We start from the raw sequence: 15,981 nt of genomic DNA, 5'->3' as shown, positions 1-15,981 counted from the left end.
GGAAACTATCTTGAAATCGAGATAATCCCGATAAGTTAGACGCTAATGTGTAATTTTGTAATTAATATCTCGAATTCGAGATAAAATTATTATAACGGATTTTACTTTGTAGCATGGACAAAATGAATAATGAATTTTACTTTGTAGCATGGACAAAATGAATAATGAATTTAAATGTAAAAGAATTTTTATAATGAAATAAAAAAGGAGTGGAAGAAATGGAAAAGAAAACAATGGGAATCCATCACATTACAGCGATTGTAGGGCATCCACAAGAAAATGTAGACTTTTATGCTGGTGTATTAGGGTTACGTTTAGTGAAACAAACAGTGAATTTTGATGATCCAGGTACGTACCATCTTTATTTTGGAAATGAAGGAGGAAAGCCTGGAACAATTATTACGTTTTTCCCATGGGCAGGTGCTCGTCAAGGTATTATTGGGGACGGTCAAGTAGGAATTACGTCTTACGTTGTACCAAAAGGTACAATGGGGTTTTGGGAAAATAGATTAGAAAAATTCGATGTTTCGTATACAAAAATGACTCGTTTTGGAGAGCAGTATTTAGAATTTGATGATCCGCATGGTTTGCATATAGAATTAGTTGAAAGAGAAGCAGGCGAATTAAACAATTGGAGTTTTGGAGAAGTTACACCAGAAGTAGCAATTAAAGGGTTTGGAGGTGCTGTTCTTTTATCTGCACAGCCTCAAAAAACAGCTGAATTGTTAGAACATATTATGGGTCTTGAAAAAATTGGAGAAGAGGGCGAATTTGTTCGATTCCGTTCTTCTGCTGACATTGGAAATATTATTGATTTGAAATTATCAACAATCGGTCGTGGCCAAATGGGCGTTGGCACAGTTCATCATATTGCCTGGAGAGCGAGTGATGATGCTGATCAGCTAGACTGGAAAGAGTATGTGTCGCGTTTTGGATATCACGTAACTCCTGTACAAGATCGAAATTATTTTAACGCGATTTATTTTAGAGAACATGGTGAAATCTTATTTGAAATTGCAACAGATCCTCCTGGTTTCGCTCATGATGAATCGTTAGAGACGATGGGTGAGGAATTAAAGTTACCGGAACAATATGAACAACATAGAAAACAGATTGAACAAACGCTTTTACCATTTGAAGTGAGAAATTTAGATTAAAGTGATTGGAGGGGGAACAGGATTATGATGAAACATGTTTTTCAAAAAGGAAAAGATACGTCAAAACCAGTGTTGTTATTACTTCATGGCACAGGTGGTAATGAATTAGATTTACTACCACTTGCAGAAATAATTGATCCGGAAGCGTCGGTATTAAGCGTTAGGGGAAATGTGTTAGAGAATGGGATGCCGCGTTTCTTCCGCCGATTAGCAGAGGGCATTTTTGATGAAGAGGATTTAATTTTCCGTACGAAGGAATTAAATGAATTTTTAGATGAAGCGGCTAAAGAATATAAATTCGATAGAAATAACATTGTAGCTATCGGTTATTCGAATGGGGCAAATATCGCAGCAAGCTTATTATTCCATTACGAAAATGCATTGAAAGGTGCTGTGCTTCATCACCCAATGGTACCAAGAAGAGGAATTCAATTAGCAAATTTAGCAGGGAAATCTGTGTTTATTGCTGCTGGGACAAATGACCCAATTTGTTCATCAGCAGAGTCAGAGGAATTGAAGGTACTATTAGAAAATGCAAATGCGAATGTAACAATGCATTGGGAAAATCGAGGGCATCAATTAACGATGGGTGAAGTAGAAAAAGCAAAAGAGTGGTATGACAAAGCATTTTAAAAAAGAAGCATCTGCTAACGATTAGCAGATGCTTCTTTTTTATTTAAGACTGGATTGCAAGATGAGATGAAGAAAGTGGTAGCTCAATATCAACAATCGTACCTTTATTTAATTCGCTTGAAATGTGTAATCTACCATGATGTTCTTCAATTATTTTGTAACACATCATTAATCCTAGTCCTGTGCCTTTTTCTTTTAAACTATAAAAAGGTTCGCCTAGACGGGAGATACGATCTTCAGGAATGCCGCAACCTTCATCGATAATTCGTATTAAGATGAAATTATCCTCTAATGGTTTTGTTTGGATGAAAATATTTCCGCCATTTGGCATTGCTTCTATCGCATTTTTTAATATGTTTATAAAAACTTGTTTTAATTGGTTACCGTCACATTGAATATCATATACGTAATCAAAATGATCCATGATGATATGAACGCTATGCATAATTGCAGTCGGTAAAATAAATGTAACTACCTCTTCAATTAAAGTTTGTATGTTACAAGTTTGGATAGATAATACTTGTGGCTTAGACATCGCCATAAATTGACTCGTGATGGATTCCATTTGTGAAATCTCACTTAACATAACATCGATATACCATTTCTGCTCCTCACTTATTTCAGGGAGGAGCAACGTTAGAAAACCTTTTAGAGAAGTGAGTGGATTTCGAATTTCATGGGCAATTCCAGCTGTCAGTTGTCCGACTACTGACAGCTTCTCTGATTTTCGTAGTAACTTTTCAGTTTCTTTTAGCTCAGTAACATCTCTCCCCATCACGATAAGACCTTTGCGAGAACCATCAGGATGATAAAGCGGAACTTTTGATATACTTAAGATTAGATCGAAATCATCTCTATGTATAATAAATTCCTCGCCATGAAGAATTTGTCTTTGTTGCCATGCTAGTTCATCGATTTCTTCACAATGTAAAAAAGCTTCTCGGTATGCTTCATTATATTGAATGAGTTCGCTATCTTTTTTCCCGTGGTAAGGTACATGATGGAAATTGAAGCAAGAAAGTGCGTAATCATTTGCCTCAAGCCAGCGCCCTTCATGATCTTTAAAAATAACAAACGCAGGCATGGAGTTTACTAATGTACGTAATCTCTTCTCACTTTCTTTTAGCATATTCTCAATTCTTTCTGATTTTTCAAGCGGCTTCATAATAGCATATACGCCAGTAAGACGATTTTGAACAAAAATAGGAACTAGTTTTGTCACAACATCTAATAAGAATCCATTTTTATGATAAATAGATAAGATATACTCTTGTTGATTATCCGCTTCAGTATTCTTTATATTTTGTAATACTTGCTCAGAAATATGGGCTTCTAAAATAGAGGTAATATTTTTCTGTTCTAATTCTAAAGAAGTGTAACCTAATATTCTTTCGGCAGAAGGATTTATATGTAGAATAACTCCTTCTAAATTTAATGAAATAATACTATCAGGATTGTGTTCGAACAGAGATGCGTACATTTCTGTTAATGAACGATCTTGTATATGGTTTCGCAAACGTCTAGAAATGTTCGGATGACGTTTGTTTTGAGTTGGTGAATATTTTTTACGACTCATAATAGTTCCTCCGTACAAATAGCATCTAAAAAGATTTGTCTATTCATAACTATAATATAGATGTAATGTGTATTTCTATAAAAAATGGAAGTTATAGAATAAATTTTGTTTTTTTTATTTTTTGCAAGGTGAATGCAGGATGGTAATAAGGGGAGCTTATATTGTTTTATAAACCTTTTGTAAGTTACAGACGGTTGTTTTCCGTATAACATTAGGGTAGAGGAGGGGGAGAGAAAATGAAAAATTATATTCAAGGGATTGATCACGTGCAAGTAGCTGCACCTGTAGGGTGTGAAGAAGAGGCGCGTGATTTTTATGGGAATACGATTGGTATGGAAGAAATTCCAAAGCCAGAAGAGTTGAAAAAACGAGGTGGATGTTGGTTTAAATGCGGAAATCAAGAAATCCATATTGGTGTCGAGCGGAACTTTACACCAGCTAAAAAGGCTCATCCAGCTTTTTATGTGAATGAAATTAATGAATTTAAGCAAACACTTATAGAGCAAGGTGTTAAAGTGATTGATGATTATGCACGGCCAGATGTAATTCGATTTTACGTGTCAGATCCATTTGGAAACCGAATTGAATTTATGCAAAATAAAGACTAGGTGGATTCCCACCTAGTCTTTAACTTCTTCTGAAAAGTCCTAACACTTCTACAGTTTCTGTAATATTAACGAATGCATTCGGGTCGATTTCAGAAATTGTTAGTTTCATACTTGCTAATTCTTCACGAGAAACGACGGTCATAAGTACACGCTTTTTCTCGCTTGAATAAGCACCTTCGCCATCAAGTAACGTTATTCCACGTACAACAGTTGAAAGAAGTTGTTTTTTCATTTTTTCTGCTTCATTTGTTACAAACATAAGTGTAACTTTACGATGTTTTGTATGAACAGCATCAATTACTTTACCAGTTACATAAATTGAAAGTAAGCTTGTAAGTGCAACATCCCAGGTGAAGAAGAATCCTGCGATTATTACAACGACTGCATTTAAAATAATAAGGAATCCGCCAAGTTTAATGTCTCGCTTGCGGGATAAAAGCATACCGATAATATCAAATCCACCAGTGGATCCATTACAGTTAAAAACAAGACCAATACCAGCTCCGGCGATTACACCTCCGAAGATAGAAGATAACAATGGATCTGTTGCTACGACTTTTACTGGAACGTAGTATAATGCAACAGATAATACAACTACAGAGACAACTGTGTTAAAAATTACTTTTTTCCCAAGACCTATGTACCCTAAAATAAGGATAGGTAAGTTTAATACAAAGTTAATAATGCCTGTGTTTACAGGGGTTACAATCCCTAAAATAATAGCAATTCCGCCAATTCCACTACTTAAAATTTTGTGGGGGATAAGGAAAAGATTAAAGGCAACCGCAATAATAATAGAACCGATAATAACACCAAGGAATCTGACCATTTCTTTCCCGTCCTTCACTGAAAAATTCATATTATTTCAAGATTATATATGATATTGAAAGTTTTGGGTAAAAACAGTTTATTTAGGTAAATTAGATTAATCAAAAGAATTTGAGTATTTTATCATTTGAAAGGGGATACAGTTGTGAAGATAAAAACATATCAACAGAAAAGCCCGTTGAAGCAAGAATGTGAGGATTCTTATTTTTGTAATAAAGAAAAAAAGATTTATGGTGTATGTGACGGTGCAACACCACTTGTCCCGTTTCGTGATGAAAAGGGACATAATGGAGCATACATCGCTTCGCATTTATTTGCAAGTTATTTTACTGTATTACGAGAGAATCATAGTTTACAATTTGCAGTTGCCAAAGCAAATGAAGCATTGCAAAGCAAAATGTTAGAATATGAAGTAGACACGAGAAAAAAAGAGCATTTGTGGTGCACATGTATCGCGGCAGTCCAAATAGTTGGTGAGAAAATTGAATATGCGCAGCTTGGGGACTGTATGATTGTCGCAACTTTTCAAAATGGAACGATGCAAGTATTAACGAAAGACACAGTTGAAGGAATTAGTAAAAGAGCAAAAAAGAAGAGGGAAGAAGATCGTAAAAAAGGGTTATCTGTACCAGAAGAATATGTTTTTCAAGATGTTCGAGAACAGTTAAAATACAATCGTTATCTTGCAAATATGCCAAATGGTTATTCAGTTGCAAATGGAATGAAAGAAGCGATACATTATTTACAACATGGTGAATTACATACAGATGAAGTGAGTGGGATTTTTATTTGTTCAGACGGGTTATTTCACCCAGATTGGTCATTAGAACAAACTGTTGCATATATAAGAAAGAATAGTATAAACGAATATATAGCAATTATTGAAGAGCTAGAAGCGGAAAAGAGAATAAGGCCAGATGATAAAACGATTATTATGATTGATTTTTAAGAGGAGGCAGTTCAAATGGAAATTAAACGTGTCAATCTAACATTTCAAGATGAATTAGTTCCTTTAGAAAAAGTAAACAAACTGATTATTCACCATACAGCTGAAGATGGATGGGACGTGTATAAAACGCATGAATTTCATCAAACTGTAAGGGGGTGGAGCGGAATTGGTTACAACTATTTTATCGAAAAGGATGGAACTGTAGTGGAAGGGCGAGGTTTACATATTGGAGCGCACGCGAAAGACCATAACCGTCATACAATTGGAATATGTATGACGGGAAATTTCGATAAATATGATCCCACTCCCCCGCAAGTGAATGCATTATATTCTTTATGCAAAATGTTTATGAAGCAATTTGCTGTAAAGAAAGAAAATATACTAGGTCATAGGGAGTTAGAAGGAGTTACAAAAAGCTGTCCTGGTAATCGTTTTTCTATGGTAGAGTTAAGGAAGATATTATCTTAAATATAGAGGAGTAACAACGATGATGAATATAAAAATACCAAATGATAAAAAAGAAGAGCTTGTAGCGCAAATTCAGCAATTTTTCATGGAAGAAGATCTAGATGAAATTGGGCGTTTCCAAGCAGAGCGTTTAATAGAAGAAATGATTAAATTAGTTGGACCATTTGCATACAATCAAGCAATTGGAGATGCAAGAAAGCTTGTAAGTGAGAAATTAACGAATATGGAAGAAGATTTATACGTGTTAGAGAAAAATGAAGGGAAATAAAAAAAGAGCCGATGGGCTCTTTTTTATTTTTCTTTCTTATGTTCCTTATATTCATGTACTTTTTCTTTCACATTACCAACTGTATCTTTAGCAGTGCCTTTCACCTTATCCCATTTTCCTTCAGCTTGTAATTTCTTATTGTCAGTTACTTTCCCAACAACTTCTTTTACTTCACCTTTTACCTTATCAATGGCACCTTCTACTTTTTCTTTTAAACCATGATCATGTTTAGTCATACATTTCTCCTCCTTGTAGTTTGATTAGAATTCTCTTTTCATATTGCAAGTTGAATGATGTATCTAGTAATAGCGTAACAAATCTAGTTTGAATATTCAAATGATTAATAGGATAGAAAAGGAATTGTCATAAAATGTTTAAAAATGTAACGGGAGGAGAAATAAAGTAAATTATAATATGTCTTTTGCGGTCCATATTGATTTTGTATAAGCGATTTTCATGTGAGCACGTTCCATGTTATTTTGACTGCCGCTACCGAACCTTGCTTGTCCAACTATTAAAGTACAATTGGATTCAATAGCTTTCTTAATTCGTTTTTGAATTAATGCAGTATGACAGCCTTTACGCTGAAATTCTGGCAAAGTAGCAGAAGCAGCTAATGATGCGACACCCTTATTTATATACAGGACACCAATACCAGCAGGGATATTTTGAACTTCAGCTATGAAAAAATGCCACCCTGGTTCATTGTAAAGAATTTCATTATTTTGGCGCACGCTATCTTTTGTAAAGGATGGCATATTAAATCCACGTACATAAATGTCTGCAAAAATATCAAACTCATTTTCTTTTAGTTTTCGTATTGTAATATTAGAAGGAAGAAGTGATGAACCCTCTCTCGGTATACTATACAAAGCAGTATGGAAGCTAGATTGATAAAACCCTTTTTGAGATAAGTATTGAAATAATTCAGTTGTACCTTGTGCTGGGGTAATTTCAAAACGACAAGGGATTTGTAGTGATTCATAATAAGAAATGATTGCATCAATCGCATCTGCATTTGTAATACCTTTTACCGTATTAAAAGCTGGACCAGCAATTATTTTTGATGAAAAGGCAGTGGCGCTACCGAATTTTTTCATTTGCACTTGCATTGGGTTTCCGCTTATTGTTTGTAGTCTCTCTAATCTAGAAGAGAGCATATCAATTTCTGCATTTTCAATTTCTGTTGCTATATCGAGTGTCATAACAGTAGTCATAAAATTCCTCCGTTAATAAATATATTTCATAGTACATATACGATTTTTGTTTTGAGATTCCTGTTGAAATGTGAGAGAATAAGAGGTTTTTTGGAAGGGAAATGGAAGTGAGCTGTCGAAGGGAGTGGAAACAGATTAAAGGTGGTGCTCTCATGAAACAAAAAACCGTGCAGACATGCTCTAATTGTGGTTCTCAAAACATAGGAGACCAACTATGAAAAGTCAACTGTAAATTAAAGTGAAAATATGGGTATTCAATTTAAAAAGCATAGGAAATAAGCCTTTATCGAAAGGCTGAAAAAATAGAGAGTGGTATATAACTTATTCTATATGTGGTGGAATTTCATATGGTTTATTACTTTTTAAAATGGCATAAATAATGTAACACAATTTCCTAGCTACTGCGCCAATACAAACATAATAATGCTTTCCTTGTGCTTTCTTTTTTTTATAAAACGCTTGTAACACTGGGTCACATCGATAGGCGGATATGGCAGCTTGAAATAAGGCACGTCGTAAGTGTGAAGAGCCACGTTTAGACATGCTACCTTTTGATGCTTCATATTGCCCAGATTGTGAAATGGAAGCATCAATTCCTGCATAGGCAACAAGCTTAGCTGGTTTATCAAAACGATGAATATTACCAATTTCACTTAGAATTGTGGCACCTAAAATGGGGCCAATCCCAGGTATGGTTGTGATAGGGGTGTCCAGTTCAACTAAATACTCTCCCATCTGGTGTTCACAATGCTTAATTTGCTCTTCAATAAATTTGATTTGTTCGAGTAACATTTTTAATTGAAATGAAAAAGCATCTTTACAAAATCTTACACCAAAGGACTGGGACGCGATTTGTAGGAGTTGTTTCGCCTTATTTTCGCCAATTCTTTTCCGACTAGCTTTTTCCATAAGTTCAGTTAGTTGTTCAATTGAGACATTTTCAAAATCGCTGGGAGTGGTATATTCCATTAAAATTTCGGAGGATGTTTTTCCAAAAATATCAGAGAATACCGTATGGTATTCCGGAAATGTTTGATCTAATACCACAATGGCTTTTCGTTTTAAATCACTCACGCTATGTACAAGCGAATATCTGAAACGACTTAGTTGTTTTAATGCCAGCATTGTTTCATCAGCTAAAGCGGTTTCTGTAAATCTTCCAAAGCGAATTACGTCTGCAATTAAGGTTGCATCAATGGAATCTGTTTTACGCTTTCGAATTTCTGTTCCCTTTCTCCAAGCATTGGTTTGAAGAGGATTTAATACAATGACTGAAAACCCTTTTTCTAAAAGAAACGAATAGAGGGCTAGCCAATAGTGTCCGGTTGCCTCCATTCCAATTAATACATCGGTAGGGTTATCCACGTATTGATGTATCCAGGCTAAAAGTTTATTTCCACCATCCGTATGATTTTGAAACGAAATGGGTCTAGTTAGTGCTTTTCCTGTTTGATCAATGATGGAAGCATAGTGTTTAAATTTGGCAATATCAATTCCGACATAGTACATGAGGTTCACTCCTTATTTTATAGCTATAAGATAGTTGTACATCCTCTAATCTAATAAGCGTTACTGCCTTGTTAGAGATACGAAGAATGACCAACGGTCAGCAACATCCAACTCATTCGTAAACTACTTATTAGATAGAGGTACCAGTCTCCAAGACGAATACAACGATTCAGGGAGGTGAACGGCAACACTCTATCTACAAGTAAGAGTATCTTACAATAGTTAAAATACCCTTGGGTTTATAGGTAAATCCCTTTCCTAAAAACCTAACTTAAACATACAAGAAGGTGAGTTTGTCGGATATGCACAAATACGGAAAAAGGAAACGATGTTCACATCTTCACCGGTGGATGCTTATATTTGTACAGACTGCGGAAATATCCTTTCATTAAAAGTACGACATTATGAAAAGTTTAAGCAGAAGCCGTTATGATTATTGAGTAGTGGTTTTATTAGGGTAGTTAATAAGAGTAATATTTTACATATATATGAGTATGCCTCAGATAAAGAGATGAAAACATATACAGTACATAGTTCGTTATATGACACATAAAAATATATAGAAGAAATTGTGAGGTAGTAGGAGGAAGAAAAAACAGCTCCTCTTGGAATATTTCATATTTAAAACTCCTTTAAATGAATAAAGGAGTTTTTTGATTTTTTATAACAATAATTACCTTTAATTGTTATAATTGGTTATTAGGAGAGGGTGGTTTATTAACGCCATAATCATAGAAGAATAATAGCTAAATCGTATACAAAACCACTATATAACACAATCGCAACCGTAAGTTGACAAAGTGCAACCGCAGGAAGATAGAGGTAAGAGCAATGTTTACATACAATTTAGTTAAGAAAACGAAGGGGGACACACATATGGGATTTGGTGAGAAGCTTTTTAAATTAAGAAAAGAAAAGGGTCTTTCTCAAGAAGCGTTAGCCGAGAAATTAAACACAACAAGGCAAGCGGTTAGTAAATGGGAAAACGGTCAAGGTTTTCCTGAAACTGAAAAGTTAATAATGATTGGAAATGTATTTGAAGTATCACTTGACTATTTATTAAAAGAAATTGCTGAGCAAAGTAACGAAAAGGAAAATGGTTATTATGTAAGTAAGGAAATGGCAGAAGGGTATATAGTGTATGGACAAAAAATTTCTAAATATATTGCATTAGGATTTAGCTTGCTTATTTTATCTACAATACCGTACTTATTATTTAAAGAAAATGCAACAATGTCTACGTTTCTTGTCATTATCATTGCAGTGCTTGGGATCGGAGCAATGATGGCACCTGTAACGATAGAAGAGAGTCGATACAATGTATTGAAAAAGGAAGAACTACTATTTGATCAAAACTTTCTAAAAGAATTGACCAACAGATATGCGATTATTAAGAAGAAGTATGCCGCAGTGGTGATTGTTGGATTTTGTTTTATTGCCGCAGGCGCAATACCGTTTTTGTTTGAGGAAAAGCATATCACTTCAGGAGAATTAGTGCAGTATTATCCGTACTGTGTTGTACTTATTGCTATCGGAGTTTATCTTTTTGTACGTGTGTTAGGAGTGTTAGAGACGTATCGGATTTTAGTAGAAAATAAGGAATACAGTAATCGTTTTATTTTTAAACTGAAAAAGAAAGTAAGGAAAAAGGTAGATAGTTTATAAAAAATAAAAAACATGTTTCGAATCAATGTATTCAAAACATGTTTTTTATCGTTCTGAATTATTTCCAAAGAAATAATTCGGAAAATACAGAAAAATGTCGTAATCATTTGTAGAAGTCTGCTATAATAAACGAAAAATGAAAACGTTTTAAAGGGGGACATAACCAATATGATGATGAATGTACCGCTAACAATTAGTTCTATGATGGAAAGAGCAGAGAAACTGTTTTCGAAGAAAGAAATTGTTTCACGGACACATGATACAGTTACAACGTTAACGTATAAGCAGTTAGGGGAAAGAACGAGAAGACTTTCCAGTGCGTTGAAAAAGCTTGGAATTAAAGAAGGTGAACGTGTAGGAACGTTAGCATGGAACCATCATCGGCATGTGGAAGCGTATTTTGCTATTCCTGGTATTGCTTCCGTTTTACACACAATTAATATTCGTTTATCTCCTCAACATATTTCATACATTATTCAGCATGCAGAAGATCGAATTTTACTTATTGATGAAGATCTCGTACCACTCGTTGAAAATATTCAATCACAATTATCAACTGTACAAGCTTACATTATTATGACTGATAAAGATGAACTCCCAAATACTACGCTGAAGCCTGTATATCATTATGAAAAGCTATTAGAAGAAGGCGATCCAACTTTCCAATTTGTAAAAGATATTGATGAAAATACACCTGCTGGTATGTGTTATACGTCAGCGACTACAGGAAATCCAAAAGGTGTTGTATATACGCATCGTAGTACTGTACTGCATTGCATGGCACTCGGTTTAGCGGATACAGCTGCTTTATCGGAAAGTGATGCTGCAATGGCGATTGTACCGATGTTCCATGTGAACGCTTGGGGACTTCCTTTCGCTGCTACTTGGTTTGGGTCAAAACAAGTTCTTCCAGGACCGATGTTTACGCCAAAAATTTTATTAGAAATGATCCAATCTGAAAAAGTGACGTTAGCTGCCGGTGTGCCGACAATTTGGCTTGGTGTATTACAAGAGTTAGAAAATAATAGTTACGATTTATCTAGTATGACGAGAATACTATGCGGTGGTGCAGCTGCACCGAAAAGTGTTATTAAAGCATTTGAACAAAAACACAATGTTCCGTTCATCCATGCATATGGTATGACCGAAACGAGCCCACTCGTAACACTTGCACGTTTAAAAAGTTATGAAACAGAATTATCGTATGAAGAGCAATTAGAAATTAGATCAAAGCAAGGGTATCTTGTACCTGGTGTAGAGATGAAAGTAGTCGGTACAAATGGTGAAGTGAAGTGGGACGGTACGGAGATGGGAGAACTATGTTTACGAGCGCCGTGGATCGCTGAAAGCTATTATAACGATGAGCGTACTGTCGAAGGTTTTCGTGATGGTTGGTTATATACAGGAGATGTTGTTACAGTTGACGAGGAAGGATGCGTGAAAATTGTTGACCGTACGAAAGATGTTATTAAAAGCGGAGGCGAGTGGATTTCCTCAGTTGACCTTGAAAATGCTTTAATGGCACATGATGCTATATTTGAAGCGGCTGTCGTTGCAGTTCCTCACCCTCAGTGGCAAGAGCGACCAATTGCCTGCGTTGTTCAAAAGAAAAATAGTACGGTTACAAAAGAAGAAATATATGAGTTTTTAAAACCACAGTTTGCGAAGTGGTGGTTGCCAGACGATATTGTCTTTATGGAAGAAATACCGAAAACATCTGTTGGGAAGTTTTTAAAACAGGCGCTTCGGAAAGAACTGGAGCATTTGCATAGAGAGAAATAAGTGAACTTCTATTTGTAAACTCTAATACATTAATGGTTGACAAAAGAGGAGTGGAAAGATAATATAATTTTTATGATATGTTACCTAAAATAAATTTTAAGTTTACAAATAGGAGAAGCAAATATGAATACAAAAAACTTAGTTTTTGTCGCTTTATTTAGTTCTATTATGGGAGTGTTAGGGTTAATACCTCCGATTGCTCTTTCTATTACACCAGTTCCAATTACATTGCAATCACTCGGTGTTATGCTTGCGGGTGGGTTGTTAGGATCACGTCTAGGTGCGTTAAGTCAGCTTATTTTCTTACTTATTGTAGGAGTTGGAGCACCATTGCTTGCTGGTGGACGCGGTGGCCTTGGTGTATTTGTTGGACCAAGTGCAGGATATTTACTTGGTTACATCATTGGGGCGTTTGTTATTGGTTATTTAATTGAGCGTTTACGTGAAGTTTCTATTATAAAAGTATTATGTATTAATATAATTGGTGGTATTTTCGTAGTTTATGTATTTGGTATTACTGTACAAGCGTTCTTAATGGATGTTTCTGTATGGGAGACAATGAAAGTGAGTGCTGTGTTTTTACCAGGGGATTGTATAAAAGCAATTATTGCGGCAGTTCTCGTAACAAAATTACATCGTTCATTGAAACATATTATTACGCCCGCTTTAAAGAATGGAAAATATACAAATGCGGGATGATAAAGGGAAGAAACACGTTAATTGCGTGTTTCTTTTTATTATTATTGTAAAGAAAGGACGTCTCATATGGGGATTACAAAAGAATATAAAAAGCATGCCTCTGTACAACCGAATAAAATAGCGATAAAGGAAAATGATAGAGTTTTAACATATAAAGAGTGGTTTGAATCAGTTTGTAAAGTAGCAAGCTGGTTAAATGAAAAAAAATCGAAGAATAAAACGATAGCAATCCTATTAGAAAATCGTATAGAGTTTTTACAACTATTTTCTGGTGCCGCTATGGCCGGGTGGGTTTGTGTTCCGTTAGATATAAAGTGGAAACAAGATGAGCTCAGAGAAAGAATTGAAATTAGTAATCCGGATATGATTGTGACAGAACGATATAAGGTGAATGATCTATTGGATGAAGAAGGAAGAGTAATTGAAATTGATGAGTGGAAAAGAATGATAGAGAAATATCTTCCTACATATTCCACTGTAGAAAGTGTACAACATGCTCCTTTTTATATGGGATTTACATCAGGATCAACAGGAACAGCAAAGGCATTTTTACGTGCACAACAATCGTGGGTTCATAGTTTTGATTGTAATGTACATGACTTTCATATGAAAAGGGAGGATTCAATTTTAATAGCTGGGACGCTCGTTCATTCTCTTTTCTTATACGGGGCAATAAGTGCATTATATGTAGGACAAACAGTGCACATTATGAGAAAGTTCATTCCGAATCAAGTATTAGATAAGTTAGAAACTGAAAATATATCGGTTATGTATACAGTTCCGACAATGCTTGAATCTTTATATAAAGAAAATAGAGTAATAGAAAATAAAGTGAAAATTATTTCGTCAGGAGCGAAATGGGAAGCTGAAGCGAAAGAAAAAATAAAGAATATATTTCCTTATGCGAAAAGATATGAATTTTATGGTGCATCAGAGTTAAGTTTTGTAACAGCACTAGTCGATGCAGAAAGCGAAAGAAGGCCAAATTCAGTAGGAAAACCTTGTCATAATGTGCAAGTTCGAATATGTAATGAAGCAGGCGAAGAAGTACAAAAAGGTGAAATAGGAACTGTTTATGTGAAAAGTGATCAGTTTTTTATGGGATACATAATAGATGGGGTTTTAACACGGGAGTTGAATGCAGAAGGTTGGATGACAGTGCGAGATGTAGGCTATGAAGATGAAGAAGGCTTTATATATATTGTTGGTAGAGAGAAGAATATGATTTTATTTGGAGGAGTCAATATTTATCCAGAAGAAATAGAAAGTGTATTACATGAACACCCAGCTGTCGATGAAATAGTTGTAATTGGTGTGAAAGATAGTTACTGGGGTGAAAAGCCCGTCGCGATTGTAAAAGGAAGTGCTACGAAACAACAATTAAAGAGTTTTTGCTTACAGAGATTATCCTCTTTTAAAATACCGAAAGAATGGCATTTTGTAGATGGAATACCTTATACAAATAGTGGGAAAATCGCTCGTATGGAAGCAAAAAGTATGATTGAAAACCGGGAGAAAATATATGAATAGAGCAGTTATTGTAGAGGCGAAAAGAACACCTATTGGTAAGAAGAATGGGATGTTAAAAGAGTATGAAGTTCAGCAATTAGCAACGCCGCTTCTTACGTTTTTAAGTAAAGGGATTGAGAGGGAAATAGATGATGTCATATTAGGTAATGTTGTTGGGCCAGGAGGGAATGTTGCGAGACTATCTGCTTTAGAGGCGGGACTTGGCTATCATATTCCTGGTGTAACGATTGATCGGCAATGTGGTGCTGGTTTAGAAGCAATTCGAACTGCGTGTCATCTCATTCAAGGCGGGGCAGGTAAGTGTTATATCGCCGGGGGAGTAGAGAGTACAAGTACGTCACCTTTTCAAAAAAGAGCACGATTTTCACCTGAAACAATTGGTGATCCTGACATGGGAGTAGCGGCTGAATATGTTGCGGAGCGTTATAATATAACGAGAGAAATGCAAGACGAGTATGCTTGTCTTAGTTATAAGCGGACACTGCAAGCGTTAGAAAAAGGATATATACATGATGAAATATTTTCTTTTAATGGATTATTAGATGAATCTATAAAGCCAGAAATGAATTATGAACGAATCATTAAAAGAACAAAGCCCGCATTTTTACAAAATGGAACAGTGACGGCAGGTAATTCATGTGGTGTAAATGATGGGGCATGTGCTGTTCTTGTAATGGAAGAGGGACAAGCTCGAAAGTTAGGTTATAAACCTGTCCTTCGTTTCGTTCGTAGTGCTGTAGTGGGAGTGGATCCCAAGCTTCCAGGGACTGGTCCGATATTTGCGGTGAACAAATTATTAAACGAAATGAATGTAAAAGTAGAGGACATCGATTATTTTGAAATAAATGAAGCATTCGCCTCAAAAGTTGTTGCTTGCGCAAAAGAGTTACAAATTCCGTACGAAAAAGTAAATGTAAATGGTGGAGCAATTGCGCTCGGTCATCCGTACGGTGCATCTGGTGCTATGCTTGTAACACGTTTGTTTTATCAGGCTCAAAGAGAGTCTATGAAATATGGAATTGCTACATTAGGAATTGGAGGCGGGATAGGGATGGCGCTATTATTTGAGAAAATAGAAGACTAGCGAGGTAA

At 35.4% G+C, this 15,981-nt stretch carries 16 protein-coding genes; 11 read left to right on the top strand and 5 right to left on the bottom strand.

Going from position 1 to position 15,981, the window contains the following annotated elements; translation table 11 throughout:
* Positions 1–218: 218 nt before the first annotated feature.
* Positions 219–1,157: a ring-cleaving dioxygenase gene (locus tag AC3WVZ_RS16710; RefSeq protein WP_233935171.1), complete on the top strand. Its 939-nt coding sequence runs from the start codon at positions 219–221 to the stop codon at positions 1,155–1,157.
* Between the two features lie 24 nt (positions 1,158–1,181).
* Positions 1,182–1,790, top strand: a complete 609-nt coding sequence (locus AC3WVZ_RS16705) for an alpha/beta hydrolase (protein ID WP_000975454.1) — start codon at positions 1,182–1,184, stop codon at positions 1,788–1,790.
* Positions 1,791–1,833: 43 nt separating this feature from the next.
* Here AC3WVZ_RS16705 and AC3WVZ_RS16700 read toward each other — a convergent pair whose 3' ends face one another.
* The gene (locus AC3WVZ_RS16700; RefSeq protein ID WP_233935170.1) at positions 1,834–3,366 is read right to left on the bottom strand and encodes a BA3702 family sensor histidine kinase; all 1,533 of its coding nucleotides are present in this window, start codon (positions 3,364–3,366) and stop codon (positions 1,834–1,836) included.
* Positions 3,367–3,602: 236 nt separating this feature from the next.
* Here AC3WVZ_RS16700 and AC3WVZ_RS16695 point away from each other — a divergent pair, with 236 nt between their 5' ends.
* Complete coding sequence (locus AC3WVZ_RS16695) at positions 3,603–3,974, top strand: VOC family protein (protein WP_000800772.1); 372 nt, start codon at positions 3,603–3,605, stop codon at positions 3,972–3,974.
* Between the two features lie 19 nt (positions 3,975–3,993).
* On the opposite strand, the gene AC3WVZ_RS16690 is transcribed toward AC3WVZ_RS16695, so the two are convergent.
* On the bottom strand, positions 3,994–4,803 hold the full coding sequence (locus AC3WVZ_RS16690; RefSeq protein WP_233935168.1) for a YitT family protein: 810 nt from the start codon (positions 4,801–4,803) through the stop codon (positions 3,994–3,996).
* A gap of 126 nt (positions 4,804–4,929) precedes the next feature.
* Here AC3WVZ_RS16690 and AC3WVZ_RS16685 point away from each other — a divergent pair, with 126 nt between their 5' ends.
* Genes AC3WVZ_RS16685 through AC3WVZ_RS16675 form a run of 3 tightly spaced genes read left to right on the top strand, consistent with a single transcriptional unit; the run spans position 4,930 to position 6,487 of the window.
* Positions 4,930–5,751 (top strand): protein phosphatase 2C domain-containing protein, encoded by an 822-nt coding sequence (locus tag AC3WVZ_RS16685; RefSeq protein ID WP_069461620.1) that lies wholly within the window; start codon positions 4,930–4,932, stop codon positions 5,749–5,751.
* A 15-nt stretch (positions 5,752–5,766) separates the two neighbouring features.
* Entirely contained in the window at positions 5,767–6,219 is a 453-nt protein-coding gene (locus AC3WVZ_RS16680) for a peptidoglycan recognition protein family protein (protein WP_233935167.1), read from the top strand.
* Positions 6,220–6,238: 19 nt separating this feature from the next.
* Positions 6,239–6,487, top strand: a complete 249-nt coding sequence (locus AC3WVZ_RS16675) for a DUF2164 domain-containing protein (protein ID WP_000981066.1) — start codon at positions 6,239–6,241, stop codon at positions 6,485–6,487.
* Between the two features lie 23 nt (positions 6,488–6,510).
* Here the strand turns inward: AC3WVZ_RS16675 and AC3WVZ_RS16670 are convergent, their stop codons facing one another.
* The 3 genes from AC3WVZ_RS16670 to AC3WVZ_RS16660 all read right to left on the bottom strand — a co-directional run bounded on the left by AC3WVZ_RS16670 (position 6,511) and on the right by AC3WVZ_RS16660 (position 9,213).
* A complete protein-coding gene (locus AC3WVZ_RS16670) occupies positions 6,511–6,723 on the bottom strand; it encodes a CsbD family protein (protein ID WP_000160410.1) in 213 nt (70 codons plus the stop codon).
* A 171-nt stretch (positions 6,724–6,894) separates the two neighbouring features.
* Entirely contained in the window at positions 6,895–7,704 is an 810-nt protein-coding gene (locus AC3WVZ_RS16665) for a GNAT family N-acetyltransferase (RefSeq protein ID WP_000214341.1), read from the bottom strand.
* Positions 7,705–8,025: 321 nt separating this feature from the next.
* Positions 8,026–9,213 (bottom strand): IS110 family RNA-guided transposase, encoded by a 1,188-nt coding sequence (locus tag AC3WVZ_RS16660; protein WP_078187060.1) that lies wholly within the window; start codon positions 9,211–9,213, stop codon positions 8,026–8,028.
* Positions 9,214–10,089: 876 nt separating this feature from the next.
* Between AC3WVZ_RS16660 and AC3WVZ_RS16655 the strand changes: the two genes are divergently transcribed.
* From AC3WVZ_RS16655 to AC3WVZ_RS16635, 5 genes are all read left to right on the top strand, one after another.
* Complete coding sequence (locus AC3WVZ_RS16655) at positions 10,090–10,878, top strand: helix-turn-helix domain-containing protein (RefSeq protein WP_063220557.1); 789 nt, start codon at positions 10,090–10,092, stop codon at positions 10,876–10,878.
* Positions 10,879–11,046: 168 nt separating this feature from the next.
* Positions 11,047–12,660 (top strand): long-chain fatty acid--CoA ligase, encoded by a 1,614-nt coding sequence (locus tag AC3WVZ_RS16650; protein ID WP_048655775.1) that lies wholly within the window; start codon positions 11,047–11,049, stop codon positions 12,658–12,660.
* A gap of 123 nt (positions 12,661–12,783) precedes the next feature.
* Positions 12,784–13,359: a biotin transporter BioY gene (locus tag AC3WVZ_RS16645; protein ID WP_001093334.1), complete on the top strand. Its 576-nt coding sequence runs from the start codon at positions 12,784–12,786 to the stop codon at positions 13,357–13,359.
* 66 nt (positions 13,360–13,425) lie between these two features.
* Entirely contained in the window at positions 13,426–14,889 is a 1,464-nt protein-coding gene (locus AC3WVZ_RS16640) for an acyl-CoA synthetase (RefSeq protein ID WP_063220556.1), read from the top strand.
* A complete protein-coding gene (locus AC3WVZ_RS16635) occupies positions 14,882–15,973 on the top strand; it encodes an acetyl-CoA C-acyltransferase (RefSeq protein WP_063220555.1) in 1,092 nt (363 codons plus the stop codon). Before AC3WVZ_RS16640 ends, AC3WVZ_RS16635 begins: the two co-directional genes overlap by 8 nt.
* The last annotated feature ends 8 nt before the right edge of the window (positions 15,974–15,981 follow it).

The organism is Bacillus sp. CPT56D-587-MTF (genome assembly GCF_058792335.1).
The sequence above is the reverse complement of the archived record's forward strand: the minus strand, read 5'-3'. Positions and strand labels throughout refer to the sequence as shown.